The sequence below is a fragment of the Rhizobium sp. PAMB 3182 genome (assembly GCF_052908355.1).
Genome location: NZ_CM128607.1, coordinates 814,367 through 839,764, shown reverse-complemented (window position 1 = coordinate 839,764; position 25,398 = coordinate 814,367). Strand labels below are relative to the sequence as shown.

Genomic DNA, 25,398 nt, shown 5'->3' with positions numbered 1-25,398 from the left:
AACTCTTCGTTCGATCCGCCGCGATCAGAGACCGCGGGTCTTCAGCCACGCGGAGGTCAACTGCTCGAAACGTCCGGCCATATCGGCGATCGCCGCCTCGTCGTCCATGTCGCCGGCAAGCCACTGGCGCGCGGCATGGGCGAAGATTGTCCGCCCGACCGCAAATCCCTTGACCGTCGGTGCCGCAAGCGTCGCCGAGAAGGCCTTTTCCAGTTCCTCCGCCGGCGCTTCCAGCCCCAGCAGCACGATGCCGCGGCAGAACGGGTCGTTTTCGGTGATCACCGCATCGATCTTCTTCCACGCTTCCGCGGAGGCCTGCGGCTCCAGCTTCCACCAGTCCGGCTTGATGCCGAGAGCATAGAGCTCCGACAGCGCCCGCGAAATGGTGTCATCCTTCATCGGGCCGTTCTTGCCGGCGATGATTTCGATCAACAGTTCGCGCCCGACCTTGCGGGCGGCCTCGAAGAGCGCCAGCAGCTTCTGCTGCTGCTCTTCCTTCAGCGCCGCCGGATCGTCGGGATGATAGAAGCACAGGCACTTGATGCAATGCCCGACCGGCCAGGAAACGAGCTGCGAGCCGATATCCTGCGAGAATTCGAACCGGAGCGGCTTCGAGCCCGGCAATTCGACGGGCCGGCCGATCCAGCTGAAATTCTGCTTCGCCGCATCGAAAAAGGCGTCGCGGCCGAAGCGCTCGTCGATCAGCATGCCGTAGCCCGGACGCCCCTTGGCGACGCGCGCGGCAGCGGCGACCGCCAGCCGCTTGAACTCGGAAATCCTGTCTTCGCCGACGCCGAGCGCGCTGGTGATGTCGGTCAGCTGCGAGCGGTGATCGATGGCGAGTGCCATCAGAAGCGGAATGTCGCCGGCGACCCGCGTCGTGGCCCAATGGACGTGGTTGAGGTCCGCATCCCTGCGCAGCGCCCGGTAGCGGCTGCCGTGCTTCAGGAAATACTGCAGCTCGGTGAAGGTCGGGATTTCCGGCGAGCAGAGCAGGCGGGAGACGGCGAATGCGCCGCAGGCATTCGCCCAGGTCGCAGACGTTGCATGCTCCTCGCCCTTCAGCCAGCCGCGCAGGAAGCCGGACATGAAACTGTCGCCGGCGCCAAGCGTGTTGTAGACCTCGATCGGAAAGCCCTGGCCGACAATGCCCTGTTCCAGGTCGTCGGGAATGGCGCCGTCATAGACGATGCAGCCCATCGGCCCGCGCTTCAAAACGATGGTGGCGGCGGAGCTTGCGCGGATGGTCTTCAGCGCGGCGAGCAGGTCGCCTTCGCCGGACGCGATCAGCACTTCCTCTTCCGTCCCGACGATCAGGTCGCAATCGGCCAGCACCGGCTTCAGCCGGCTGGAGACCGTGTCGGAGGCGATGTAACGCTCCTCGCCGGCGCGGTGACCGGCAAGGCCCCAGAGATTGGGCCGGTAATCGATGTCGAAGATGACCTTTGCACCGTTCTCCTTGGCAATGCGAATCGCCTTCTTCTGTGCCGCTTCCGTGTTGGGCTTGGAAAAATGCGTGCCGGAGACGAGCACGGCGCGCGACGACTTGATGAAGCCCTCGTCGATGTCGCCCTCGTCGAGCGCCATGTCGGCGCAGTTTTCGCGGTAGAAGATGGTCGGGAAGGTCTTGTCGTTTTCCACACCGAGCAGCACGAGCGCCGTCAGACGCTTGTCGTCGGTGGCAATCCCGTCGATGCACACACCTTCGCGCGCCATCTGCTCCTTGATGTAGGAGCCCATCTGCTCGTCGCCGACGCGGGTGATGACGGCGGACTTCAGGCCGAGGCGGGCGGTGCCGATGGCGATGTTGGACGGGCAGCCGCCGACCGAGCGGGCGAAGGTCGCGGTGTCTTCGAGCCGTGCGCCGATCTGCTGGCCGTAAATGTCGACCGAGGAGCGGCCGATGGTGATCACGTCGAGTGCCGCCTCCGGTTTGAAGCCGGGGTCCAGTCGAGACATGTCTTCCTCCCATGCGTGGCGCGTTGCTGCGCCTTGTCAGACGAAATTTCGACGGAATAAAACACCCATTCCGAAATTTCGTCAATGCGGAATAAGTGTTTCAATCTATGCGGTCGGCGGCGATCCTGCGGATTTCATCCGCCGCTCGGCGATGGCGACCGGCAGGGCGCTCGCAAGCGCGACCGACGCCGAGAGCGAGCGGAAGCCGGCAAAATCGGCCTCGGCGACCTCGAACCAGTGGGTTGCGCAGGCCGCAAGCGGGGAAAAGGCCGAATCGGTGATGGCGATCACCGGTACCTTGCGGGCAAAGAGCGCCCGGGTCTGCGCCAGGCTTTCCGCCGCATAGGGCGAGAAGGAGGCGCAGATGGCCGCATCGCGCGGCGTGGCGAATTCGATTGTTTCCGCATCGACGCCGTTCGGCGAGGCGACGACGCAATGCCGGATCTTCAGCTTGGAAAACGCGTAGGCCATATGCGCGGTGAGCGGGTACGAGCGTCGCTTGGCGACGAGATAGATGGTGTCGGCCTTCGCCAGCACCTCGACGGCGGCGACAAAGGTTTCCGGATCGATGGTTGCGGCGAGCTTGGCGATCGAGGCGCTGGCGGCATTGAGGAAGCCTTTGAGCATGGCGGCCTCGGCGCCGTCGAAGGTGCTCTGTTCAAGCGCGTGCAGCCGCTCCTCATAGGTCGAGGTGCGCTCCCGCAGCCGCTCGCGGAACACCCGCTGCATGTCGGAAAAGCCGTCGAAATGGAAATGATAGGCAAGCCGCACCAGCGTCGAGGGCTGCACGTCCGCCGCCGCCGCGATGCTGGCGGCGGTGCCGAACGCGATGTCGTCCGGCCGCTCCAGCGCGAAGGCGGCGACCTGCGCCAGCCGCTTCGGCATCGTGTCCTTGCGCTGCAGGATGACGCTGCGCAGGCTTTCGAAATCGCGTGGCGGTTCCGCCGCTGGCTTCGTCTTGCTATTCGGCATCTCTTAAGCTCGCCTCTCGTCGCCGCGCTGCCCGATGCGCATGGCTGAAATAAATATTCCATTTTTGCGGCGCGTGCAAAGTGGGTGGGCAGATGCCCTATGCCGGCAGGCGCAGTTCGCTTCGACCGTCACAGGCCGGGCAGGCGAGCGGGGCGGAGCAGACCGGGCGCGGGCACGGACCGAGCGATCAGCTTCAGGCGCAAGCGATTGACGAGATCGGCGATTTCCTCCGGCTGCTTGCGCACCAGCGAGGCCTTCTTGTCCGTCGCCCCGGACTGTTCGATGAGCCAGGCGACCGCGGCCTTGTCGATGTCGAGGAGATCCTTCTCGCTTTCGATGGCGCCTTTGCCGTCGTAACGGGTGATATCCTCGGCCATGTCCATGCCCGCGCGCTCCCCGATCCAGGCCAGATCATCCGCCATCTCGGCAAACAGCCGCCGATAATGTTTCGAATGCAGCCGGAACTTTTCGCCGCCGAGCTCGGCCATCTTGCCGATCAGCGGCTCGTTGCCCTCGACGATGCCCGGATAGCGGCGGCGGAAGAGGTTCATCATCTGCACGGCCGGCTTGGACAGGCTCTCATTGGCCCGCACGACGAGGCTTTCGTCGACGTCGAGCCCAAGCGTCCGGCAGAAATCGCGGGTGACACAGCCTTCCGGAAAAAGCGCCGGATCGAAATCCCGCAGGATGACATTCTCGCGACCGAAGATATCGTCGTATTTCTCGAACCGCTTGCGGTAGTTAGGTCCGTGCTGGACGAGCGTGCTCAGGGGCAGCGACTCATACTTGAATATCTGCTGGATGACGCTTTCGATGTAGGCCTTCGGGCGGCGGACATAGGCGATGACCGTGATATCGCGGCTGTAGTCCGCCAGAAATGCCTGGAGGTCGGCGGTTTCCGCCGCCGTCATGTAATTGATGAACTCGCCGGAAATGACCGCCGTCCGGTCCTGTGCGTCGGTCAGTTGCCGTTCGAACGCCTTGCGGGCGTTGAGCTTCATGTGGAGGTTGGTCCTGGCGGAGGCGGCGAGCTGGTTGCTGAAGAGCCCGAGGCTCTCCGTCGCCTCGACGGCATGCATGACGGGCAGCGAAGAATTGGGCTGGCCGTCGAGCCAGACATAGACGGCGTTCCCGCCAAGGGCACCGGCATGGAAGCTCTGCTGAAGAGACGTGGTGCCGGTCTTGTCCATCCCGACGTGCAATATGATCCTCAAGGCCATGCTTCCGCTTCTTGTCGTCAAGCCGGCAATGAACGCAAAAATGCGGCGAATTGCAAGGCAACGGTTTTGTCGCTTGAAGGCATGAGGCTCTTATGGCTGCGACTGGCGTCAGATGAGACCCATCGCCAAGGAGGGTCGCAACTGTGAAAATTCCCTTGCTGATCTTTCCTCGCTGGCCAGCCGCGACTATACCCGACAATGATGACGGCCTCCAACGGGGCAGCAGGAGCGGATCTGGCAATCATGGCAAGCAGTGAACTCGACCTTTGCATCGTCGCCGGGCGACGGCCCGACCTTCTGGCGCAGACGCTCGACAGTTTTGCGGCAAGCGTCTTTCCCCATTTCGATATCCGCAATGTGTTCGTGAACATTGATCCGATCTTCGGTGACGTGGAGGATGAGGCAGCCTGCGTGGCTTGCGTCAGGGGACATTTCCCCCCAGCGGAAATCTTCACACCCGAGGTGGCAGGATTTGCTGCGGCCGTGCAGCGACTGTGGAGCGCAACGAAATCCCGCTACGTCCTGCACCTTGAAGACGACTGGATCGCGTTGACGAAGATCGGTCGGGAAATCCTTGAGCCCTTCGCAGACCCCACCATCATGCAGGTCTCGTTCCATACGGCCGATCAGAACTGGGACATCGCCAGGAAAGGCCACCTGCATCGCCGGAACGAATACGCCCGGCTGCTCGGCATCAAGGTCCCGCTCTTCAGGAGCTTTCCGAAATTCACGACGTCACCCTCCATCCTGCGCGGTGATTTTGCCCGCAAGGCCGCATCCTTGATGGATGTCTCGCGCGATCCGGAGAAGCAGTTCTATTCGCGGGTGAACCCCGCGCTCGAGCGCCTGGCGGCGCCGCACGACAACTACATCTTCTCGCCGGACCAGGTGCCGGTCATTCGTGACATGGGCCGCGAATGGCGCGACAGCCGCAAGATCAGGAAGGTGATCACCAACGCGACGTCCAACTGGGTTTCCGAATGAAGGACACCGGCAATTTGCGCCGGAGGTTTATTTTGCCCAGAACATCGGCTAACGGACCTCGACCACCGGTCTTCGCGATGGATACAGCGCCGATGATCTTATCAGCACCAAAGTGCAGCCGGATGCACATCAGAACAGCGGAAACGGATTGAATGTCGGATAAAGCCAAGGTCGCACTCATCACAGGGGTCACCGGACAGGACGGTGCCTATCTCGCCCAGCTTCTGCTGGACAAGGGCTATGTCGTTCACGGCATCAAGCGGCGTTCTTCGTCGTTCAATACCGGGCGCATCGAGAACATCTATCAGGACCCGCACGAGCAGAACGCCCGCTTCTTCCTTCATTACGGCGACATGACCGATGCGACCAATCTGATCCGCATCGTGCAGGAAACCCAGCCGGACGAGATCTACAATCTCGCGGCGCAGAGCCATGTGCAGGTGTCTTTCGAGACGCCGGAATACACCGCCAACGCCGACGGCATCGGCACCTTGCGGCTTCTGGAAGCGATTCGCATCCTCGGGCTCGAGAGGAAGACACGCTTCTACCAGGCATCGACGTCCGAACTCTATGGTCTCGTCCAGGAAGTGCCGCAGCGCGAAACGACGCCCTTCTACCCCCGCAGCCCCTATGCCGCCGCCAAGCTCTACGCCTACTGGATCGTCGTAAACTATCGGGAAGCCTATGGCATGCACGCCTCGAACGGCATTCTCTTCAATCATGAAAGTCCGCTGCGCGGCGAAACCTTCGTCACCCGCAAGATCACCCGTGCTGCCGCCGCCATCAAGCTCGGCCGGCAGGAGAAGCTCTATCTCGGCAATCTCGACGCCAAGCGCGACTGGGGGCATGCGCGCGAATATGTGCGCGGCATGTGGATGATGCTGCAGCAGGACGAGCCGGACGACTATGTGCTGGCGACCGGCGAGACGACCCCTGTGCGCACCTTCGTCGAATGGGCCTTCGCCGATGTCGGATTCACGCTCAAATGGCAGGGGGAAGGCGTCGAGGAGAAGGGGATCGATGCGGCGACCGGCAAGGTTCTCATCGAGGTCGACCCGCGCTATTTCCGCCCGACCGAAGTCGATCTTCTGATCGGCGATCCCGGCAAGGCGCATCAGAAGCTTGGCTGGAGGCACGAAACCGCGGTCAGGGAGCTTGCGCGCGAAATGGTGGTGGAAGACCTTCGCATCATGCAATCCGACGTTGTTGCGAAAGGCGTCTGACATGAGCCTCTATGACCTCAAGGGCAAGCGTGTATGGGTCGCCGGCCACCGTGGCATGGTCGGCTCCGCGATCGTGCGCCGGCTGCAGCAGGAAGACTGTGAAATCCTGACGGTCGGTCGTGACCAGGCCGATCTTCGTGATCAGGCCGCCACGTCGGCCTGGATAGCCAGGGAGAAGCCGCAGGCCGTCTTCCTGGCCGCGGCAAAGGTCGGCGGCATTCTCGCCAACGACACGCGCCCGGCGGAGTTCCTCTACGACAACCTGATGATCGAGGCGAATATCATCGAGGCGTCATACCGCGCCGGAGTCGAAAAGCTTCTCTTCCTCGGCTCCTCCTGCATCTACCCGAAGCTTGCCGAGCAACCGATCACCGAAGATGCGCTGCTGACCGGCCCGCTGGAGCCGACCAATGAATGGTACGCGATCGCCAAGATCGCCGGCATCAAGCTCGCTCAGGCCTACCGCAAGCAATATGGCTGCGACTTCATCTCCGCCATGCCCACCAATCTCTATGGCCCGGGCGACAATTTCGACCTGACCTCGAGTCATGTCCTTCCCGCCCTGATCCGCAAGGCACACGAGGCGAAGCTCAGGGGCGACAAGGAAATGGTCGTCTGGGGAACGGGATCGCCGCTGCGTGAATTCCTGCATGCCGACGACTGCGCCGATGCCCTGGTGTTCCTCATGAAGACCTATTCGGACATGGGGCATGTGAATGTGGGCAGCGGGACGGACCTTTCGATCCTCGAGCTGACAAAACTGGTCTGCCGCGTCGTAGGCTTCGAGGGTGAAATCGTTCACGACCTGACGAAACCGGATGGAACACCGCGCAAGCTGATGAGTGCCGACAAGCTCAGGGAAATGGGGTGGGCGCCGAGGATTGGTTTGGCCGAGGGGATAGCCGAAACATATCGCTGGTTTTTGACGTATACCATGGACTAGCTTCGGAAGTTGTAATTTTGAAGTGCATCACGATGCCGGACGGTTGTGTCTCAGGAATTATTTAGGGCAATTTGTACAACGTCTCTGCTGTGCTGCATAAACGCCGTAGTCTTTTGCTGGCCAGTCACCGCGATCAGAACCGAGAAATTACGGTTCTAGGCGGTTCAAGCGATATAATCGCTGAAATTAAATTGCCTCTTCTGCGGTATTCTATAGGTCTCTTATATACCAATCATCCCACTTGGAGATATTTTCAAATATTCTAATATAACAATTTTCTGTTAGTATATTTGATATTTTCTGGCGCGCCGATGTATAGTTGTTTTCTATAGTTAATGCATTAAATTTATATCGTGAAAAATCGAAGGAATTAAGTATTTCAAATTCGCTTCCCTCCGTGTCGATCGATATATAGTCGATTACTTTTGGTGCGTTATGCTTCTCAAGGAGGTCTAGAAGGGAAATTGTATTAACTCGTGTTTTTATGCTGTTTTCCGGGCTTCAACGTGTTTGTCCGAGCCTGAAAATCGAGAGATTGTGGATAGTCCTGCGCCCTGCTCAATTATCTCGAAATCCAGCGTCTCACCGGATTTTGTCCATACGCAGTCGAATTCAATAGCAGCCGCGCGATTCGACTGAAGTTCGGCATGCCAAATGTTTGCCGGTTCGGCGAGAATGCCGGTCCACCCAAAACGCTTTTCCAAAAGATAGGTGTTGCTTAGTCGAATCCCATTCGTCGCGCCAAACTCGACAAAGAATCCGCCTCTTTTGCCATTGTTCACCATCAGGGCGAAAATATCCTGACCGAGCTGTGACTTGCAGTCTGCCTTTCCCACACTTCTCGCATAATGTTCAAAAAAGAAAGAGAGGTCTGTGTCGGCTTTCTCCAATCTAAGTAGCTTGTTGTAGCGCATTAGTGACAATCCGATTGATTGGAAGAACAGTCTCTTGATATTCCGTGAATTCATTAAGTTTCACTCTTTCATCGTTTGTTTCGAAACGCATGTCGTTTCTTTTGTATTTCGAAAATTGAAATTCTATTCAAATGAATATCCAAATAAAGCGATGTCACGGGCATGCCGTCGCCTAATCGTATCAGCTTCCGAACTGCTATACGAGAAGCGATAGTCGCTTGCATCTCTGGAGGTGTTTATCCTCCGACCTAATTTAATGCTTATCCTCAAGCGGAACATGGCCTTGAATTCCAATAAGTCCTGCTCCAAATTCTCTTGTCTCAGTATGTGCTTCACCGCAAGATGGCCTTCTTCGTCGGTGAGCCAGTCACTAATCTGTCTTCGGGTGAAGTCATCTTTCGAACGCGGTAGATTTTGATCTTCCAACCATTTGAGATAGTCGGAGAATGTTAGGTCTTTTATCTGCTCATGCTCGAGAAGCATTCCAGATTTTTTGCCGCCAATATCCTTAGAAATGTAGTTGTACCAAGAGAGATGCCAGTCCCACGGGTTTCGGATGACTGTAAATATTATATAGTCATGAATATTTTGTCCTCGATTATAGAAAATATTCTTATACTCTAGATATGTCTTGTGTCCTTTCGCCTCTTTCCATTTTATCGTTGGACAATTTTTGAACCTTTTGCCGAAGGCGTCATTTACATAGCTTCCGCCACATTTGGGTGTGTGGAGGAATATCATTTTCAAGCCCGCATTGGGAAATACTGCTTCGATTGGATTTCTTGGAACCCTCAAGGAGCTACTCCTATTTGTAACTGCTTTGGCATCTAGGATATATCAACACACCCGTCCACTGGAGCGGCGGCTCCATAATCTCACCAGACCTTTGACATACTCGACCTATTGTTACACATTAACTGGCAGCGGAAACCACTCTTTCGAGAAACTGCCTTAGTGGCAAAAGTGTGGGCCTATCGCTGAGCAAAGGCGTTTGGACAATCCGCTCAAGGTTTGCTTCCACGACCGCATCTCTTATGCCGCTTTCGTATCCGTTAGCGGCAAGGGGGAGGCAGTTGATGAATGAGCCCTCCTTGAAGTCCGTGTGTAAGTTGGTATCAGCCCAGGTGATCGGTATGCAGCCGGCAGCGTATGATTCAACTATCTTCTCCGTATAATATCCAGGATAAAGGCTATTCTCGGGGCATAGATTGAATAGATAGTTCTTTAGTATATCGTACTTGTAAAGTCCGCTAGTATCATGTGACTTTATGCTTTTGTTGAAGGCTCGGCCATAGCAGTCGACCGTCATAATTTTACTGAGTGCATTGATAAGCGTCCCTCTTGGCTCTTTCAGGTGTCGCGTGAAAATTGCAGCCTTAAATGGCCGCTGTAGTGCGCTTTGTCCCAATGGGGCCATAAGTTGTCCGACCTCAATGGGCCTGCCAAATCGAACATTTGCGGGGCGATAGTCGATGCCATGCTCGTGCCAAGTGATGCAATCCATCCATAGTGGCCAACGAAGGTGTGTTTCGCTGCTCGCGTCGAGGTCAAATGAGATGGAGAAATCGGCTTCGACTTCATTGAATCTAACGTTTTCGCCGGTATGAAATAGATATTTAGCGCGTAAGTTGCGGCTCGCCTTGAAGAATTTCTGATAGAACTTCCTTCTCGTTTTAAAGGGCCCAACGATAACAAGATCGGCGTAATCTTCGTTGGTGACTTCTATATTGCCGCTGCAGACTGCAGCGATCATACTTGGGATGAGGGAGTTCTGATATGATGGATATAAGTCTTTAAAAGCCAATCGTAAACGCATCTGAAGTCCTAATTCTTGAAGCCTCAAGCTCAGTAAATGCCCTAAGGTCAAATAGTGTTCGTACGCTTAGTGGACTGCGTGTATCACGGGCGTACGGCTCTATGTTGAGCGCGTGAAGATTTCGTACCAACGGACATATAGTCACGCCGCTTCTAATCATTGAATTCATCTATCGCGATGTTGTTGGTCATTTCGGTAATTTGGGAGACAGGAGGTGTTTTCTCAATAAACGGATAATTGGGCGCCAAACTTGCTTCTCTGGTGTTTTTGCGATTGCTTTCGCCCATTGGCTGTAGCTGGTATAATATGGCTCCGCTCGGTTCTTTGGTGGCCATGCCGGTGCTACGAATGTTGTTTTTATGCCCAAGGTTGAGTTTACTGCTTCTGAGACAGGTTTTGATTGCCGGGTGTCAATGTGGCATGCTCCGTCGCCCATTTCTGTGATGAGCGAGCCATTTCTGTTAGAAAAGTGTGACCGGAAGTCGATGAAGGGGACGCCCATCTCGCTCATGAGCATATTCATTCTGTCACGAATGATGCGTTCTTCGGTGATTCTCGTATCAATATCGTCTTCGGTGCCGTACAACTCAAAGCGGGGGTTAAAGGGTATTATGCAGGACAAGGAAACTACGGTCGTGCACTCTTTCCGGAACTCCTTTAGGGTATGGCTGAATCTATTGCAAAGGTCATCAACGACCACTTCGATGGGCAAACCCCGCCGTAGGGCTTGGCTCTTGACATGCATTCTGCTGTCAATCTCGCCCAGAGATAAGATGAGGATGTCGTCGTTTCTCAGACGGCAGTTCTTGGGCAATAGACTCCATATACCGTCTCTGGCGGCCCTATGCATCGTAACCGGGCCGCAATGATAAATCTTGGCTTCCGCTATACCTGCAAAGCTGTAAATTGAATGGCTGTCTCCAAGAATTAGTAGGCGCATCGCGTGATCTCGCATATATAAATTGCTCGCCCGAAATACGATGGTTTTCGCTGGCGGAGGGCAAGTGCTCGTCCTGCAGCGTACTGGAACATCTGGTTTCCAAGTCCGCCGTTGATCTCCGTGACAATCAAGGCGCATCTCCGGGGTTGGTCGCCTGGTCCTGACGGGCAGGGGGCACCGCTTCCGCTGGTTGCCATTGTCCGACATGCCTGAGATTGCAGGCAAAGCGGCCGATGTCGTCAGCTGCGCGGTAAAGCGCGCGCAGCTTTCTGTAGCGACGGGATTTTGCTGCCCGTTTTTCCCCCTGCCAGATGTCCGACGACTGATTGCTGTCGGCCGTGTGAACGACCGGGGTTGGGGTGAGACCATGGCTGCCGACGCCATGGGTCCAGAAGCGGTCGAGATGGCAGTCCACGGGTTCGAACCAGACCTGTGCCTTGCGCAAGAGCTTACTCGCGGCCGATGCCGATATGCCATAGCAGGAGGTGCCATGCGGCCCGATCCGGTAGCGGACGAAATCCATATCGTCGGCGACGTGCTGGAGAATGGCGAAACTGCGTGCCTTGTGGGCCGAGAGCCGTATGAGGCCATACCGGTCGATATGAGCTGCCACAAATCCGAGCGCTTCCGGGAAATTGGGGTGTAGCGCCACGTCATCCTCGAAGATCAGCATCGGCTTGCCGCTACGTGCACATTTTTCCCACAGAAGGAAATGGCTGGCATAGCAGCCGAGCTCGCCGGGTGTCAGGGGGAAGCCACGCCGGATCTCGGCCAGCTTCGGATCGTAGCGCGCGAAGAGCGGATGCTCTTCGGTCCGCCCGTCAATCGCCTCGAAAAACTCATACGTCAGCCCGAACGCATCCAATGCCCTGATCATCTCGTCGCGACGTTCCGGGGAGTTCTTGAGATTGATAACCTCGATCGTCATTGAGGTCATTGCGTCTCCTTGTATACAGTCGATATTCGTGCGTTCGCCTGATCCTGTATTGGTCACGCGAACTGGCGTGTCAATTCTCCGGTCTCGCAATACACAATCGCTATGAGGGATGGCGGGGGAGACAAACTCGAGGGTTTGACGGAAAAAGGCCTTCATTGAGACAATGGCCGGCCGACAGATGCGTGCCGCGGCAATGCGCGCGCCAGCTTTGCCGCGACAGGCATCGCGAAGATGCTTGCAGTCTTCACGCGTCGCACGATCGGGCTTGCGTCCCGCAATTGGCGCATGCATCGAGACGTCGAATGAGAGGGTATTGCAAAGGAAGCGTGGCGGAGAGGATGGGATTCGAACCCACGATACGCTTTTGACGTATACTCCCTTAGCAGGGGAGCGCCTTCGACCACTCGGCCACCTCTCCGGTGAGGGCGGTGATATTGGTGTTTGCCCGTGCGATCAAGATGTTTTTTGGAATGTACGGGTATTTTCGTTCGTCCGCCGGAAAGGCGTGGCGGCGGTCGTCCCCGGGCCGACAATGAAGGCGTCGTGGCTTGCGCTTTCTGGCGAGGCGGATGCCGCAAGCGGATGGGTCGAAAGCGAGCCCGAGGCGATTCTCTGGAACTAGGCGCCTTCGCCGGCAATTCCGGAGCATGAATTGCCATCGCCGGAACCGGCCCGGCAGGCATGAATTTGGCGGTGTGAAATGCACCTTATATATAGGGAGGCGAAAATGAGGCTGAAAGCGGGTGCCGGAATCGGCTTGGTCGACCCCGGTCGCGAAACGAATCCCACGGCCGGGAGCAGCCGAACGAACCGTGCCGATTCGACTAAATTCGTCCTCCGCCTCGACTTTTCGGCGCCGCCCAAGGCCTTTGCCGTTAACACCCCGTTTACGAATGACCCGTCCGGCAGGGCCGTTTGTGTTGTTTCGGCAACAGCCGTCACATGCGCGGCTTTTTAACGGCTTGGCTTTGGCTTTTTCTGTTGTGCGGAATCCCTGCCTTTGTAAATGTCTCCCCAGAAGCACGGCGGCACGTCGCAAAGCTTCTTGAAACTTGGGGATGGGGCAGGGATGCCGAAAGGCAAAATCCCAGACCCGACTGAAAACCTTAATTGGAGGTCACACATGAACATCAAGAGCCTTCTTCTCGGCTCCGCTGCTGCTCTCGCAGTAGTATCCGGCGCCCAGGCTGCCGACGCAATCGTCGCTGCTGAGCCGGAGCCCATGGAATACGTCAAGGTCTGCGACGCTTTCGGCGCTGGCTACTTCTACATCCCGGGCACGGAAACCTGCCTGAAGATCGGCGGCTACGTTCGTATTCAGGAGCAGTTCAGCTCTGAAGATACTGCTACCACCGACTCTTACTCTGACGGTTATGCACGCGGTTACCTGTCGTTCCTGACGGCTCAGGACACCGAAGCTGGCGTTCTGAAGACGAACATCTCGTTCTACGTAGCTGGCACGGACACCGGCAGCGACGGTGCAACGCTTGACCGCGCTTACATCATGCTCGGCGGCTTCGGCGTTGGTTACACGACCAACCCCTTCGACGACGGCATTGCCGGCGAAACCGACATGCTCGGTGACGACACTGTCAACTGGCGCGCTTGGTACGAGTTCAGCACCGGTGCATTCGCCGGTAACATCGGCTTCGACCAGTTCGGCGATCTGGCTGACAGCGCTGCTTACGGCGTTTCCGGTAAGGTTGGCGGCACGTTCGGTGTTGTAACCGCTACCCTGTATGCTGGCTATGACGCTGACAGCTCTGAAGTTGCCGTTGAAGGCGTTCTGTCCGCTGCCATCGGCCCGGGCACGCTCGACTTCGCTGGTGCTTACCAGTCTGGCGATACCCGCTACTTCTTCTCTGACGAAGGCGAAACTTGGGCTCTCTCCGCTGCTTACGCTGCGAAGATCACCGACAAGCTGACCCTGACCCCCGGCGTTCAGTACACCTCGTTCGAAGACAGCGGCGAAGACCGTTGGGACGCTGGTCTGCTGGCTGAATACACGATCACCGACGGTCTCGTTGGCTCGGTCAACGTTCAGTACAACGACCCGTCTGACGAAGACAGCTACTGGGACGGCTGGGTCCGTCTGCAGCGCAACTTCTAATCTGATCTGATCAGATTGAACGGAAAGCCCGGCCTCTGGCCGGGCTTTCTGCGTTTGATGGCCTTGGCATTGTGACATCGGCAAGCCGTTATTCGCTGGGGGCAGATAGACCGACGGCGACGCTAGGCTACGGGTGTCGGGCGGGAGGGCCTCGAGACTATCAGTCGATCTGGCCGAGGAATCCGGCAATCTGGTGCGGCAGGCTGCCGAGATGCAGGAGCGGCGCATGGCCCTGGCCGTCGATCGTGACGGATTGCGCCTTCGGATTGCGTTTCTGCATCTCCTCAAGCGTCGAAGCCGACAGCAGGGTCGAATTGGCGCCGCGGATCACCATCATCGGAAACGCCGTCAGGCCCTCGAATTGCGGCCAGAGTGCCGGCAGCGGTGCATCGAAATTGATGTTCATCAATTGCTTGGCGATCGCCGGATCGTAGTCTGCGGCAATCTTGCGACCGCGCGGCGCGTAGATGGCATGCGCCATGTCCTGCCAATCGCTCTCCGCCAGCACGGTGAAGCTGCCGCCATGCGTCTCCTTCAGGATATCGGCGGCCTCTTTCCAGGTTTTCGGCCTGGCGCCCCGCGACAGGTAGGAACGGATCTGGGCCAGGCCCGCCGCTTCGATCACCGGGCCGATGTCGTTGAGAACCGTTCCGGCGATCAGCGTCGGGCGCAGGCCGGCCAGCACATGCAGGATGAGCCCGCCGCGCGACGTGCCGATGAAAGTGGCCTTGTCGATCTGCAGCGCGGCACAGCCGGCCACCACGTCGTCGGCTTCCGTGAGGATATTGTAGCTCGCCTTGTCGCTTGCCCATTCGGAACGGCCGCGGCCGCGATAGTCGAAGGCGTAAACCGCGCGTGCTGGGCCCATATCGCCCTGCGACAGCGCGAGCGCAAGCTGATGAAAGTCACGGCTGTTGCGGGTCAGTCCCGGCAGGCAGACGATCGGCGTCAGGTCGTCGTGCTCATTGGCGGCAGCATAGCGCCGAACATAGAGCTTCAGGCCGTCATTGGTGCGAAAGTGATGCTCGCTGAAGCCCGTGTCGTAGTCCGCTGCCATACCTTCCTCCGTGATTCGGCCGCGCAACATCGCCCGGTTCGCCCGTGATCGGGCAAAGATGCGTGAGGCAGGGAAGGGGAGCAAGCCCTATTTCATGCGGATATTGGCGCCGGCCATGAGATCGGCAACGATGTCGGCCCGTTCACCGAGCCGTGCCTTGTAGACCTCGTAGTTCTCCATGATCCGCTGCACGTAGTTGCGCGTCTCCGGATAGGGAATCATCTCGATCCAGTTGATCACGTCATCGAGCGGCATGCCGCGCGGATCGCCGAATCGCGAAATCCATTCGGGGATCTTGTTCGGCCCGGCATTGTAGGCGGCAAAGGTCAGGATGAAGGATCCGCCGAAACTGTCGATCTGTTCGCCGAGGAAATGGGCGCCGAGCGTGGCGTTGTAGCCGGCGTCGGTGGTCAGCCGGTCCTGCGAATAGGCAAGGCCGTAGCGACCGGCAATCTCCTTGGCCGTACCCGGCAGCAGCTGCAGCAGGCCCCGCGCGTTTGCGGGCGAAATGGCGGCCGGGTTGAAGGCGCTTTCCTGGCGGGCGATCGCGTAGGCCAGCGCCTTGCCGGAGCCGGAAATATCGGCGTCGTCGGGAATGGCACCGACAGGGAAGGCGAGTGCAGTGACATCGACGCCGCGCGACTGGGCGATCTTCCCGAGCTGCAGCGACAATTGATGGCTGTGCTCGCGTTCCGCCCGCTCGCAGAGCAGCGCGAGTTCGCCGGAACTGGAAAATTGCCGTGCGAGTGCCCGGTAAAGGCTCTCGGCCCGCCAGCCATATCCGGCCGCTTCGAGCCGCGCAATCGCCTGCACTGCCTCGTTCGACTGGAAATGGTGGCGATCCTCCATGGTTGCCGATGGCGGCACCACGGCAAGGCCCGGCTGCTTGAGGCGCGCGGCGGCGAGTTGCCCGTAGAACGTGGCGCTGTAGCCGGCCGCCTTGCGGTAATAGTCGTCTGCCTTGCCCGGACCACCGGCCTCGGCAGCCCGTCCAAGCCAGTACCAGGCCCGTGATTGCGAGATCGGTCCGTCGGAGGCGTCGAGAATCTTCTGGAAGTGCGGGGCGGCGAGCGCGCCGTCCTTCAGGCCGACCAGGGCAAACCAGCCGGCATGAAACTCGGCATCCGCCTTGTCGACCGGCCTTGCGGCGGTGTGGCTGGCGGCCACGTCAAAGGCTTCCCTTGGCTTGCCGGCTTCGAAAAGACCGCGCGCGACGATCCGCTGCTCGTCCCACCACTCTCCGGGAACGACGAGCGCGGCGGGATCATCGGGCATCGACTTCAGGAGCCTGGCGGCTTCCTCGTACCGGTCTTTGCGCTGCGCGTTGACGACGCGGATATAGAGATAGCCGGGATCCTTCGCCCAGGAGGTGTCGACGGCGGCAATCAGCGCCTCGGCGTTCGAGGATTTGGCGGCAACGGCCCTCCAGGCCTGGAACAGCGACCAAGCCTTGCCGAGCCGGGCAAAGCGTTCCGCCTGCTCTATCTTGCCCCGGTAGAGCAGGTATTGCATGCGCGTGCGATTGTCGGCTTCGCCGAGCAGATCGGGAAACTCGTCGAGAATTGCGTCTTCGGTGCTGACGTCCAGCGTCTCCGAGGTCCAGAGCCGGGCGAGAACGGCATGAGCCTGATCCGTCTTGCCGAGGGCGACATAGGCACGCGCGAGCAGCCGCGCGCCTTCCGGCGTGCCCGGTGTCTTGTCACCGAGTTTCGCGATCACCGTTTCGGCGGGCGGGTTTTCCCTGAACAGCGCCTGTTCATAGCGGCTGGCGAGCAGATCCTGGCCCGGCCAGTGAGCAAGCTCTTCGGACGCCGCGGCGACTTCGTCGGATGACATCGAGCCCGCAGCCGACATGGCGATCGACCATGTCAGGATGTGGCGGTCGATCGAATGCAGGGCGAGGCCGTCGCGAATGGCGCGTGCCCCGGCAATGTCCTTGTTGGAAAGCGCGTCGAGCCCCGTCTTGAGGTCGCTCACCGTGGCGGAGGCCAGTTGAAGGGTGGGAATGGCGCCGGTGGTTTCCATGGACGGCGGCAGGATCTTCTGGTCGGCGGCCGTGGCGACATTCGCCAGCGCTTCGGTCGAGCCCTGCGCCGGTCCTTCTATGAGGGAATAGAGGAGGCCTGCGCCGAGAAGCGCCAGGGCCGTCGTTCTCATCCAGTGCTTGCGTAGCAGTGCGGTCATTCCTTGATTGAGCAGCAGGGTGGTTAACGAAACCTTATGGCAATGCGCACGGGCCGGAAAATATTCGTGAAAACCGCGGCAAACCCGCTGGATATCTCCGAAATCGGCGCTTGTCGCGGCACACGCCGCACACTATGGTGCGCGAGTTTTACACAGCGAATGCGGCTGAAGGATGAACGTCTTGTGGCCGTGGGGAGTGATGCATGTTCAAGGGGTCTATGCCCGCTTTGGTCACACCGTTCAAAGAAACGGGTGACATCGATGAAGACGCTTTTACCAGACACGTCGAATGGGTGATCGCGGAAGGAAGCACCGGCGTGGTTCCGGTTGGAACCACGGGTGAATCGCCGACCCTTTCGCATGCCGAACACAAACGTGTCGTGGAACTCTGCATCGAAGTGGCGGCAAAACGCGTGCCAGTGATCGCCGGCGCCGGCTCCAACAACACCCGCGAAGCGATCGATCTCGCCCAGCACGCTGAAAAGGCGGGGGCGGATGCCGTTCTCGTCGTCACGCCTTATTACAACAAGCCGACGCAGAAGGGCCTGATCGCGCATTTCTCCGCCGTTGCGGAGGCGATCAGCCTGCCGATCATCATCTACAACATCCCGCCGCGCTCGGTCGTCGACATGAGCGTTGCGACGATGGCGCATCTGGCGAAGACCTACAAGAACATCGTCGGCGTCAAGGATTCGACCGGCAATATCGAGCGCGTGTCGGAACAGCGTGCCGCTTGCGGCAAGGATTTCATCCAGCTGTCCGGCGAGGATGCTGCAGCCCTCGGCCATGCCGCCCATGGCGGCGTCGGCTGCATCTCGGTGACTGCCAATGTGGCGCCGCGCCTGTGTTCCGAATTCCAGGCGCTGCTCGGCAAGGGCGACTTTGCCGGCGCGCTGGAATATCAGGACCGGCTCCTGCCGTTGCACAAGGCGATCTTCATGGAACCCGGCGTCTGTGGCGCCAAATACGGCCTGTCGAAGCTCGGCCGTATGGGCCGCACGGTGCGCTCGCCGCTGATGAGCGCGCTGGAGCCGTCGACGGAAGCCGCGATGGACGCAGCCTTGAAGCACGCGGGGCTGGTAAACTGACCGGGCTTTAAAAAGCCGGGCCGGCGACATATTTGTAATGCATGGGCGCCCGTGTTCTTCTCGGAATACGGGCGTCGGCATTCGAAAGACTGGAATTGGAAAGATGGCACCGAAGGGAAGCGAGAGACGGGTCGGACGGATCGTTGCGGAAAACCGCAAGGCCCGCTTCAACTATGAGATCGTCGACACCTACGAAGCCGGCCTCGTCCTGACCGGCACGGAGGTCAAGTCGCTGCGCGAAGGCAAGGCGAACATCGCCGAATCCTATGCCTCGGATGAGGATGGCGAGCTGTGGCTGATCAATTCCTATCTGCCTGAATACCTGCAGGCCAACCGGTTCAACCACGAGCCGCGCCGGCGCCGCAAGATCCTGTTGAGCAAGCGCGAGATCAACCGTCTGCGCGCCGCCGTCAACCGTGAAGGTATGACGCTCATTCCGTTGAAGGTCTATTTCAACGAAAAGGGCAGGGCGAAGATGGAGCTGGCGCTCGGCAAGGGCAAGAAGCTGCACGACAAGCGCGAGACCGAGAAACAGCGCGACTGGAACCGCCAGAAGAGCCGGCTACTCAAGGATCACGGCTGAGCGGCAGCCTTCTGCCGTCTCAGGCCCGTATAGAGATAGCCGATCACGGCGGCCATCACGACCAATCCCCCGACGAGCGTCCGGCCCGTCGGCGTTTCGCCGAAGGCAAGCCAGACCCAGAGTGGCGCAAGCGGTGTTTCGATCGTCCCCACCAATGACGTCTCGGCCGGTGCCAGCAGCCGCGCGCCGCGGAAGAAGACGACCGGCGCGATTGCCAGCGCCGTCAGCGCAAACAGGCTGATTAATACGAGATCGGTCGCGCTGGTGGCGGCGGGCCTGGCAACCGGCAGCGAGGCTAACGCGGTCAGGAAGGTCGAGATCGCCGTGACCTGCAGGGCGGGGATCGCCTTGTAACGGCCGGAAATAATCGTCATCAGGGCAAAACCGACGGTCATGCCGAGCGCCTCGAGATCGCCGCTCATATGCCCGCTGCCATCCGGCGCCGACATGATCACCACGCCGACAACGACGAACGCGCCCGCAACCAGCGCCGCTGGTCTCAGCCGCTCCCGGAAGAGTGCGTAAGCGAGGAGTGCGGTGATCACCGGCACGGTGGCGTAGATGACGGAGACGCGCGCAATGCTGGTGTGGCGCATCGATGTCAGGAACAGCAGCATGCTGAGTCCCGTCAGCCCCACATAGAGCCAGCCTTGCCAGGGCATGGCGGAGACGGCCTTCAGCGATTGCCGGCCTTCCCGCAAGGCGAGATAGCCGACGATCCAGACCGTCGCCAGCGTCGAACGCCAGAACAAGAGCGTCATCGTGTCGGCTTCGACCGCTCGGGTGAAATAGCCTGCGAGGCTCCAGAGTGCCGCCGCGCATGCCGTCAGGAGAATGCCCTCGATCCGTCTTGCGCGCGCGCCGGCCATTGCCGCGGCGTCCGTTTCAGTCAGCACCATGTGTCGTTACCTCGTTGTGTCGGCGCAATCAAACACACCTGTGCTGACAGCATACTGTCAGCAGGGACTGTGCTAGATTGCAACCGAAATCCGCAGACGGGAGACGAATGCAGTGAGCCGATCGGATCGGATGTTCGAAATCATTCAGATCTTGCGAAGCGCGTCCGGCGCCTTGACATCGGTCGAGCTGGCGGCCCGCCTTGAGGTGCATCAGCGCACCGTCTATCGCGACATTGCCGCCTTGCAGGCGATGCGGGTTCCGATCGAGGGGGAGGCGGGGATTGGCTATATCCTGCGGTCTGACTACAGCCTGCCGCCGTTGACCTTCGAGGCGGGCGAGATCGATGCCATCCTGACCGGACTGGCCCTTGTCGGCCGGACGGGAGACGGAGAGCTGGTGGCGGCTGCCGCGCGGGCGCGCGACAGGATTTCCGCTGGCCTTGAGGGACGTCTGAGAACGCTGGTGCTGGATCCGATCGTCGCGGCATCCGGTTGGCACGAAATCCCGCCGGGATGTTTCGATCCGGCCCTGATGCGGGCCGCCATCCGCGAGGAGCGGATGCTCGAAATCACGTACCGGGACGAACTGGGAAACGAGACGGTACGCCGCATTCTGCCGCTGATGCTGGCCTATTTCGTCGGCGCGGTCGTCCTCTCCGCATGGTGCGACCTGCGCCAGGATATCCGCCACTTCAGGCTGGACAGGATCTGGTCCTTGGACGTGCTGGAGGAGCGCAGAAAAGGCGACGGGCACCGGCTGCGCAAATTGCTTCCGGAAATCCAGTGAGCCGCGGTCAGTCCTCGTATTCGCTGGCAACCGGCTCGGTCTGGCGGACCGGGCGGTCGGCGGCGTCGCGTCCGACTTCGGCCTTCAGCGATACGAGATCGATGAAGTGGTCGGCCTGGCGGCGCAGGTCGTCTGCGATCATCGGCGGCTGGGTCGACATCGTCGAGACGACGGAGACCTTGCGGCCCTTGCGCTGCAGCGCTTCGACCAGCGTCGTGAAGTCGCCGTCGCCGGAAAAGATCACCAGATGGTCGACGGTCGCCGACTGTTCCATCGCGTCGATGGCCAGCTCGATGTCCATATTGCCCTTGATCTTCCTGCGGCCCATAGAATCCGTGAATTCTTTCGCAGGTTTGGTGATGACCTTGTAGCCGTTATAGTCCAGCCAGTCGATCAACGGACGGATAGACGAGTATTCCTGATCTTCTATGAGGGCCGTATAATAGTACGCCCTCAGAAGATAACCGCGCTTCTGAAAAGCTTTCAGCAGCTTGCGATAATCGATATCGAAGCCGAGGCTTTTCGAGGCTGCATAAAGATTGGCGCCGTCTATAAAAAGTGCAATCTTCTCTCTTGGGTCAAACATGCTTCCTCATCCTTTTTTAATCAATTAGTTAAATTTTTGTTGGTTTACCTGTTCATCGATACTTTGCTAAAGCTTGTCGCACAATCGTAATTATTCGGGGTTCTCTGTTTTCATCTAGGGCAGGAGGGGCGCCATTCCAAGCCCGCTCAGGTTGGGGTATGCGGTTTCCCCTATGAATTTGTCGCTTTCGTGCGGGTCGGGCAGGAAAAACTTGAAATTTTCCGCAGTTGTCTGTATCGCGGGGGCAACTCCTGAAATTTCGACCACAAAGGACAGGCAATGGCCCGTGTCACAGTAGAAGATTGCATCGATAAAGTTGATAACCGCTTCGAGCTGGTATTGCTCGCAAGCCACCGTGCCCGCCAGATCTCGCAGGGCAATTCGATCACGATCGACCGCGACAACGATAAGAACCCGGTCGTGGCTCTGCGCGAAATCGCCGACGAGACGCTTTCGCCCGACGATCTGAAGGAAGACCTGATCCACTCGCTGCAGAAGCACGTGGAAGTGGACGAGCCGGAAGCCGACGTCGAAACCCAGTCGGCCAGCCGCGCGGAAGACGTCTTCGGCGGCGCCGAAACGGAAGAGGATGCGCCCGAGCAGATCACCTTCGACAGCATGTCGGAAGAAGAACTGCTGGCCGGTATCGAAGGCCTCGTGCCGCCGGAAAAGAACGACGACTACTGATCGTCGTCTGCGATGCTTCGCGCATCCGGCTTTTGCATTTGAATTTCCGTGCGCCAATCCTATGATTGGCGCACTTTTTGATTTGCGCATGCCGGCCGGAAGCCGGCGGCGCGACATGTGGAATGTCTCCGGAGTAGCCTTGGGATGATGCGTCAATACGAGCTCGTTGAGCGCGTACAGAAATACAAGCCGGACGCCAATGAGGCGCTACTCAACAAGGCCTATGTTTACGCCATGCAGAAGCATGGCCAGCAGAAACGGGCGAGCGGCGACCCCTACATCTCCCATCCGCTCGAAGTCGCGGCCATCCTCACCGAAATGCAGCTCGACGAGTCGACGATCGCGGTCGCGCTGCTGCACGACACGATCGAGGACACCACCGCCACCCGCGCCGAGATCGACGAACTCTTCGGCGAGGACATCGGCGCGCTGGTCGAGGGGCTGACCAAGCTCAAGAAGCTCGACCTCGTCACCAAGAAGGCCAAGCAGGCGGAAAACCTGCGCAAGCTGCTGCTGGCGATTTCCGACGACGTCCGCGTGCTTCTCGTCAAGCTCGCCGATCGTCTGCACAACATGCGCACGCTGGAGCACATGCGTGAAGACAAGCGCATGCGCATCTCCGAAGAGACGATGGACATTTATGCGCCGCTCGCCGGCCGCATGGGCATGCAGGACATGCGCGACGAGCTGGAGGACCTGTCCTTCCGCAATCTCAATCCGGAAGCCTATGAGACCATCACCCGCCGGCTGGCCGAGCTTTCCGAGCGCAACGAAGGCCTGATCCGCAAGATCGAGGAAGAGCTGCGCGACCTTCTGATCGCCAACGGCATCACCGAGGCCGTCGTCAAGGGCCGGCAGAAGAAGCCCTATTCGATCTTCAAGAAGATGCAGTCGAAGTCGCTGTCCTTCGAACAGCTGTCCGACCTCTATGGCTTCCGGCTGATCGTCAACGACATTCCCGCCTGCTACCGGGCGCTCGGCATCGTGCACACCCGCTGGCGCGTGGTGCCCGGCCGCTTCAAGGATTACATCTCGACACCGAAGCAGAACGACTACCGGTCGATCCACACCACGATCGTCGGCCCGTCCCGCCAGCGCATCGAGCTGCAGATCCGCACGCGACGCATGCACGAGATCGCCGAATACGGTATCGCCGCCCACGCGCTCTACAAGGACGGGGAGGGCGACGGCGATCCGCTGTCGCGCGAAACCAATGCCTATTCCTGGCTGCGCCATACGATCGAGGCGCTGGCCGAAGGCGACAATCCGGAAGAATTCCTCGAGCACACCAAGCTGGAACTCTTCCAGGACCAGGTCTTCTGTTTTACCCCGAAGGGCAAGTTGATCGCCCTGCCGCGCGGCGCAACACCGATCGACTTCGCCTATGCCGTCCACACCAATGTCGGCGATACCTGTGTCGGCGCCAAGATCAACGGCCGCATCATGCCGCTGGTCACCCGGCTGTCGAACGGCGACGAGGTGGAGATCATCCGCTCCGGCGTGCAGGTTCCGCCGGCCGCATGGGAAGAAATCGTTGTCACCGGCAAGGCGCGCGCCGCCATCCGTCGCGCCACCCGCATGGCGATCCGCAAGCAATATGGCGGCCTCGGCTACCGCATTCTCGAGCGCACCTTCGAACGCGCCGGCAAGCAGTTTTCCCGCGAGGCGCTGAAACCCGTCCTGCACCGGCTCGGCCACAAGGACAGCGAAGACGTGATCGCCACCGTTGGCCGCGGCGAACTCTCGTCGCTCGACGTCCTGCGCGCCGTCTTCCCCGATTACCAGGACGAGCGCGTGACCGTGAAGCCGGCCAGCGATGAGGGCTGGTTCAACGTGCGCAGCGTGACCGGCATGGCCTTCCGCGTCCCTGGCCATGAAAAGGGCAAGTCAGACGAGGTGGAAGCCGGCGTCCTGCCGATCCGCGGATTGTCCGGCGACATCAATGTCGGTTTCTCCGCCTGTGGCGCTGTTCCCGGCGACCGCATCGTCGGCATCATGGGCGACGACAAGCAGATCACCATCTATCCGATCCAGGCATCCGCCCTGCAGAAGTTCGACGACCAGCCGGAGCGCTGGATCGATGTGCGCTGGGATCTCGACGAAGCCAACAAGACCCGCTTTGTCGCCCGCGTGCTTCTGAATGCGTTGAACGAGCCGGGTACGCTGGCGCGCGTCGCCCAGACGATCGCCACCCAGGACGTCAACATCAAGACGCTGAACATGGTGCGCATTGCCACCGACTTCACCGAGATGGCGATCGATCTGGAGGTCTGGGATCTGCGCCAGCTGAACCAGCTTCTGGCCCAGCTGAAGGATCTCGACTGTATCGCGACGGTCAAGCGCGTCTACGATTGAGTTGATGCTGCGCTGCACACATTGATACCGCGTTAATTGTGCTATGCAGCAAACGCACGGCTGCCTTCGATTGCTGGCTGTAGTAAAATCGGCCGGCAGACCGCATATTCCTACTCGAGACAAGAATTTGATGACGAGAGGAAAGCAAGATGTTCAAGTCGATCCGCAAGTTCGCCAAGAGCCTTCGTCCTGAAAGCATTCACGAGATGGAGCTCAAGTATCTGAGCCAGGCACGCGACCGCGTCGACCTGGAAATGCGCCAGCGCACCATTGACCGCGGCGATTTCAAGCATTTCTACTAAGAATGCGCGGGCTTCGGCCCGGAAGACGCCTCAGGACTGACAAACGGCAAACGCCTCCCGTTCGGGAGGCGTTTGCCGTTTTGCGCGAGCGAAACACTTTCTTTGCAAAGCGCGACGTAAGAGGATATGAGCGGCGGGGTTGGTGGATCCGAGACACGAACCGGACGCACTTTTGCGTTATCGACCCTTGCCAGAGGTATGGCTGCAAACATAAATGACATCATGCTGTTCAGACGACGTAAACCGGCCGGCTTTCTAGACGGTGTCAAAGGCCTTTTGTGGCCGCGCAAGGGCTTCCTGCGTCCGTTTCATTATTTTCGCATGCGCGTGCTGCGCCTGACGGCGTCGCCGCATGCCGTCGCCGCCGGCGTTGCCGCCGGCGTCATTTCGTCCTGGACGCCGTTCATGGGCTTCCATTTCATTCTCGCTTTCGTGATCGCCTATCTGGTGGCGGGCAACATGGTCGCCGCTGCTCTCGGTACGGCCTTCGGCAATCCGTTGACCTTCCCCTTCATCTGGGCTTCGACCTGGGAGGTGGGGCACATCATCCTCGGCCACGGGCATCGCGGTGGCGGTGGCCGTCTGGATCTCTTCCGGATGTTCGAGCATCGCGACTTCTTCGCGCTCTGGGATCCGGTGCTGAAACCCATGCTGATCGGCGCCATTCCGCTTGGCCTCGTCAGCGCCGTGGCGGTCTATATCGCGACCTACTACGCCGTCCGCGGCTTCCAGAGCCGCCGCCGCCAGCGCCTGGCCGAACGGGCAAAGGCGCGCATGGCCGGCGGTGTCGGCAATATCCAAAGTGTGTGAACGCTCGCGTATTGCGGGCGGCCCATGAAAGGCACCGCCGGA

24 protein-coding genes and 1 tRNA gene are annotated in these 25,398 nt (G+C 59.4%); 11 read left to right on the top strand and 14 right to left on the bottom strand.

Annotation, left to right across the window (positions count from 1 at the left end; translation table 11 throughout):
• Positions 1 to 24: 24 nt before the first annotated feature.
• The 3 genes from ACU5AZ_RS04250 to ACU5AZ_RS04240 form a co-directional block, all read right to left on the bottom strand.
• Positions 25 to 1,959: a bifunctional 5-dehydro-2-deoxygluconokinase/5-dehydro-2-deoxyphosphogluconate aldolase gene (locus ACU5AZ_RS04250; protein WP_446824789.1), complete on the bottom strand. Its 1,935-nt coding sequence runs from the start codon at positions 1,957 to 1,959 to the stop codon at positions 25 to 27.
• Between the two features lie 105 nt (positions 1,960 to 2,064).
• The gene (locus ACU5AZ_RS04245; protein WP_446824788.1) at positions 2,065 to 2,931 is read right to left on the bottom strand and encodes a MurR/RpiR family transcriptional regulator; all 867 of its coding nucleotides are present in this window, start codon (positions 2,929 to 2,931) and stop codon (positions 2,065 to 2,067) included.
• Positions 2,932 to 3,059: 128 nt separating this feature from the next.
• Positions 3,060 to 4,151: a hypothetical protein gene (locus ACU5AZ_RS04240; protein ID WP_446824787.1), complete on the bottom strand. Its 1,092-nt coding sequence runs from the start codon at positions 4,149 to 4,151 to the stop codon at positions 3,060 to 3,062.
• A gap of 243 nt (positions 4,152 to 4,394) precedes the next feature.
• Between ACU5AZ_RS04240 and ACU5AZ_RS04235 the strand changes: the two genes are divergently transcribed.
• From ACU5AZ_RS04235 to fcl, 3 genes are all read left to right on the top strand, one after another.
• Complete coding sequence (locus ACU5AZ_RS04235; RefSeq protein WP_446824786.1) at positions 4,395 to 5,135, top strand: hypothetical protein; 741 nt, start codon at positions 4,395 to 4,397, stop codon at positions 5,133 to 5,135.
• Between the two features lie 152 nt (positions 5,136 to 5,287).
• A complete protein-coding gene (gmd, locus tag ACU5AZ_RS04230; protein ID WP_446824785.1) occupies positions 5,288 to 6,358 on the top strand; it encodes a GDP-mannose 4,6-dehydratase in 1,071 nt (356 codons plus the stop codon).
• A 1-nt stretch (position 6,359) separates the two neighbouring features.
• On the top strand, positions 6,360 to 7,301 hold the full coding sequence (gene fcl, locus ACU5AZ_RS04225; protein WP_446824784.1) for a GDP-L-fucose synthase: 942 nt from the start codon (positions 6,360 to 6,362) through the stop codon (positions 7,299 to 7,301).
• A 210-nt stretch (positions 7,302 to 7,511) separates the two neighbouring features.
• Here fcl and ACU5AZ_RS04220 read toward each other — a convergent pair whose 3' ends face one another.
• From ACU5AZ_RS04220 to ACU5AZ_RS04190, 7 genes are all read right to left on the bottom strand, one after another.
• Positions 7,512 to 7,766, bottom strand: a complete 255-nt coding sequence (locus tag ACU5AZ_RS04220; RefSeq protein ID WP_446825909.1) for an FkbM family methyltransferase — start codon at positions 7,764 to 7,766, stop codon at positions 7,512 to 7,514.
• 17 nt (positions 7,767 to 7,783) lie between these two features.
• A complete protein-coding gene (locus ACU5AZ_RS04215) occupies positions 7,784 to 8,215 on the bottom strand; it encodes a hypothetical protein (RefSeq protein ID WP_446824783.1) in 432 nt (143 codons plus the stop codon).
• A gap of 123 nt (positions 8,216 to 8,338) precedes the next feature.
• The gene (locus tag ACU5AZ_RS04210; RefSeq protein ID WP_446824782.1) at positions 8,339 to 9,010 is read right to left on the bottom strand and encodes a sulfotransferase family 2 domain-containing protein; all 672 of its coding nucleotides are present in this window, start codon (positions 9,008 to 9,010) and stop codon (positions 8,339 to 8,341) included.
• Positions 9,011 to 9,128: 118 nt separating this feature from the next.
• On the bottom strand, positions 9,129 to 10,031 hold the full coding sequence (locus ACU5AZ_RS04205) for a glycosyltransferase family 10 domain-containing protein (protein ID WP_446824781.1): 903 nt from the start codon (positions 10,029 to 10,031) through the stop codon (positions 9,129 to 9,131).
• Between the two features lie 187 nt (positions 10,032 to 10,218).
• Positions 10,219 to 10,971, bottom strand: a complete 753-nt coding sequence (locus ACU5AZ_RS04200; protein ID WP_446824780.1) for a hypothetical protein — start codon at positions 10,969 to 10,971, stop codon at positions 10,219 to 10,221.
• A gap of 127 nt (positions 10,972 to 11,098) precedes the next feature.
• Positions 11,099 to 11,899: a glycosyltransferase family 25 protein gene (locus tag ACU5AZ_RS04195; protein WP_446824779.1), complete on the bottom strand. Its 801-nt coding sequence runs from the start codon at positions 11,897 to 11,899 to the stop codon at positions 11,099 to 11,101.
• 336 nt (positions 11,900 to 12,235) lie between these two features.
• Positions 12,236 to 12,326 (bottom strand) — tRNA-Ser (locus tag ACU5AZ_RS04190).
• A gap of 705 nt (positions 12,327 to 13,031) precedes the next feature.
• Here ACU5AZ_RS04190 and ACU5AZ_RS04185 point away from each other — a divergent pair.
• Positions 13,032 to 14,018: a porin gene (locus ACU5AZ_RS04185; RefSeq protein ID WP_446824778.1), complete on the top strand. Its 987-nt coding sequence runs from the start codon at positions 13,032 to 13,034 to the stop codon at positions 14,016 to 14,018.
• 160 nt (positions 14,019 to 14,178) lie between these two features.
• On the opposite strand, the gene ACU5AZ_RS04180 is transcribed toward ACU5AZ_RS04185, so the two are convergent.
• Positions 14,179 to 15,075, bottom strand: a complete 897-nt coding sequence (locus ACU5AZ_RS04180; RefSeq protein WP_446824777.1) for an alpha/beta fold hydrolase — start codon at positions 15,073 to 15,075, stop codon at positions 14,179 to 14,181.
• Between the two features lie 87 nt (positions 15,076 to 15,162).
• Entirely contained in the window at positions 15,163 to 17,232 is a 2,070-nt protein-coding gene (locus ACU5AZ_RS04175; RefSeq protein ID WP_446825908.1) for a lytic transglycosylase domain-containing protein, read from the bottom strand.
• Between the two features lie 230 nt (positions 17,233 to 17,462).
• Between ACU5AZ_RS04175 and dapA the strand changes: the two genes are divergently transcribed.
• Together dapA and smpB are read left to right on the top strand one after the other, a co-directional pair.
• Positions 17,463 to 18,347 carry a 4-hydroxy-tetrahydrodipicolinate synthase gene (gene dapA, locus ACU5AZ_RS04170; protein WP_446824776.1) on the top strand — a complete coding sequence of 295 codons (885 nt, stop codon included), beginning with the start codon at positions 17,463 to 17,465 and terminating at the stop codon, positions 18,345 to 18,347.
• A gap of 103 nt (positions 18,348 to 18,450) precedes the next feature.
• Complete coding sequence (gene smpB, locus ACU5AZ_RS04165; protein WP_446824775.1) at positions 18,451 to 18,930, top strand: SsrA-binding protein SmpB; 480 nt, start codon at positions 18,451 to 18,453, stop codon at positions 18,928 to 18,930.
• Here the strand turns inward: smpB and ACU5AZ_RS04160 are convergent.
• Positions 18,921 to 19,829, bottom strand: a complete 909-nt coding sequence (locus ACU5AZ_RS04160) for a DMT family transporter (protein ID WP_446824774.1) — start codon at positions 19,827 to 19,829, stop codon at positions 18,921 to 18,923. The two genes, smpB and ACU5AZ_RS04160, sit on opposite strands and share 10 nt — an antisense overlap.
• 112 nt (positions 19,830 to 19,941) lie before the next feature.
• Between ACU5AZ_RS04160 and ACU5AZ_RS04155 the strand changes: the two genes are divergently transcribed.
• Complete coding sequence (locus tag ACU5AZ_RS04155; RefSeq protein WP_446824773.1) at positions 19,942 to 20,616, top strand: helix-turn-helix transcriptional regulator; 675 nt, start codon at positions 19,942 to 19,944, stop codon at positions 20,614 to 20,616.
• Positions 20,617 to 20,623: 7 nt separating this feature from the next.
• On the opposite strand, the gene ACU5AZ_RS04150 is transcribed toward ACU5AZ_RS04155, so the two are convergent.
• Positions 20,624 to 21,202, bottom strand: coding sequence for a LabA-like NYN domain-containing protein (locus ACU5AZ_RS04150; protein ID WP_446824772.1), 579 nt, complete (start codon positions 21,200 to 21,202; stop codon positions 20,624 to 20,626).
• A 279-nt stretch (positions 21,203 to 21,481) separates the two neighbouring features.
• Here ACU5AZ_RS04150 and rpoZ point away from each other — a divergent pair, with 279 nt between their 5' ends.
• The 4 genes from rpoZ to ACU5AZ_RS04130 all read left to right on the top strand — a co-directional run bounded on the left by rpoZ (position 21,482) and on the right by ACU5AZ_RS04130 (position 25,356).
• The gene (gene rpoZ, locus ACU5AZ_RS04145) at positions 21,482 to 21,889 is read left to right on the top strand and encodes a DNA-directed RNA polymerase subunit omega (protein WP_446824771.1); all 408 of its coding nucleotides are present in this window, start codon (positions 21,482 to 21,484) and stop codon (positions 21,887 to 21,889) included.
• Between the two features lie 144 nt (positions 21,890 to 22,033).
• Complete coding sequence (locus tag ACU5AZ_RS04140; protein ID WP_446824770.1) at positions 22,034 to 24,244, top strand: RelA/SpoT family protein; 2,211 nt, start codon at positions 22,034 to 22,036, stop codon at positions 24,242 to 24,244.
• 149 nt (positions 24,245 to 24,393) lie between these two features.
• Positions 24,394 to 24,546, top strand: coding sequence for a DUF3563 domain-containing protein (locus ACU5AZ_RS04135; protein WP_261930651.1), 153 nt, complete (start codon positions 24,394 to 24,396; stop codon positions 24,544 to 24,546).
• 222 nt (positions 24,547 to 24,768) lie between these two features.
• Positions 24,769 to 25,356 carry a DUF2062 domain-containing protein gene (locus tag ACU5AZ_RS04130; RefSeq protein WP_446824769.1) on the top strand — a complete coding sequence of 196 codons (588 nt, stop codon included), beginning with the start codon at positions 24,769 to 24,771 and terminating at the stop codon, positions 25,354 to 25,356.
• The last annotated feature ends 42 nt before the right edge of the window (positions 25,357 to 25,398 follow it).

Excerpts from the sequence above, each read along its gene's own strand:
- ACU5AZ_RS04250 (WP_446824789.1), bottom strand. The coding sequence starts at position 1,959 with ATGTCTCGACTGGACCCCGGCTTCAAACCGGAGGCGGCACTCGACGTG.
- ACU5AZ_RS04245 (WP_446824788.1), bottom strand. The coding sequence starts at position 2,931 with ATGCCGAATAGCAAGACGAAGCCAGCGGCGGAACCGCCACGCGATTTC.
- ACU5AZ_RS04240 (WP_446824787.1), bottom strand. The coding sequence starts at position 4,151 with ATGGCCTTGAGGATCATATTGCACGTCGGGATGGACAAGACCGGCACC.
- ACU5AZ_RS04235 (WP_446824786.1), top strand. The coding sequence starts at position 4,395 with ATGGCAAGCAGTGAACTCGACCTTTGCATCGTCGCCGGGCGACGGCCC.
- gmd (WP_446824785.1), top strand. The coding sequence starts at position 5,288 with ATGTCGGATAAAGCCAAGGTCGCACTCATCACAGGGGTCACCGGACAG.
- fcl (WP_446824784.1), top strand. The coding sequence starts at position 6,360 with ATGAGCCTCTATGACCTCAAGGGCAAGCGTGTATGGGTCGCCGGCCAC.
- ACU5AZ_RS04215 (WP_446824783.1), bottom strand. The coding sequence starts at position 8,215 with ATGCGCTACAACAAGCTACTTAGATTGGAGAAAGCCGACACAGACCTC.
- ACU5AZ_RS04205 (WP_446824781.1), bottom strand. The coding sequence starts at position 10,031 with ATGCGTTTACGATTGGCTTTTAAAGACTTATATCCATCATATCAGAAC.
- ACU5AZ_RS04200 (WP_446824780.1), bottom strand. The coding sequence starts at position 10,971 with ATGCGCCTACTAATTCTTGGAGACAGCCATTCAATTTACAGCTTTGCA.
- ACU5AZ_RS04195 (WP_446824779.1), bottom strand. The coding sequence starts at position 11,899 with ATGACGATCGAGGTTATCAATCTCAAGAACTCCCCGGAACGTCGCGAC.
- ACU5AZ_RS04185 (WP_446824778.1), top strand. The coding sequence starts at position 13,032 with ATGAACATCAAGAGCCTTCTTCTCGGCTCCGCTGCTGCTCTCGCAGTA.
- ACU5AZ_RS04180 (WP_446824777.1), bottom strand. The coding sequence starts at position 15,075 with ATGGCAGCGGACTACGACACGGGCTTCAGCGAGCATCACTTTCGCACC.
- ACU5AZ_RS04175 (WP_446825908.1), bottom strand. The coding sequence starts at position 17,232 with ATGAGAACGACGGCCCTGGCGCTTCTCGGCGCAGGCCTCCTCTATTCC.
- dapA (WP_446824776.1), top strand. The coding sequence starts at position 17,463 with ATGTTCAAGGGGTCTATGCCCGCTTTGGTCACACCGTTCAAAGAAACG.
- smpB (WP_446824775.1), top strand. The coding sequence starts at position 18,451 with ATGGCACCGAAGGGAAGCGAGAGACGGGTCGGACGGATCGTTGCGGAA.
- ACU5AZ_RS04160 (WP_446824774.1), bottom strand. The coding sequence starts at position 19,829 with ATGGTGCTGACTGAAACGGACGCCGCGGCAATGGCCGGCGCGCGCGCA.
- ACU5AZ_RS04150 (WP_446824772.1), bottom strand. The coding sequence starts at position 21,202 with ATGTTTGACCCAAGAGAGAAGATTGCACTTTTTATAGACGGCGCCAAT.
- rpoZ (WP_446824771.1), top strand. The coding sequence starts at position 21,482 with ATGGCCCGTGTCACAGTAGAAGATTGCATCGATAAAGTTGATAACCGC.
- ACU5AZ_RS04140 (WP_446824770.1), top strand. The coding sequence starts at position 22,034 with ATGATGCGTCAATACGAGCTCGTTGAGCGCGTACAGAAATACAAGCCG.
- ACU5AZ_RS04135 (WP_261930651.1), top strand. The coding sequence starts at position 24,394 with ATGTTCAAGTCGATCCGCAAGTTCGCCAAGAGCCTTCGTCCTGAAAGC.
- ACU5AZ_RS04130 (WP_446824769.1), top strand. The coding sequence starts at position 24,769 with ATGCTGTTCAGACGACGTAAACCGGCCGGCTTTCTAGACGGTGTCAAA.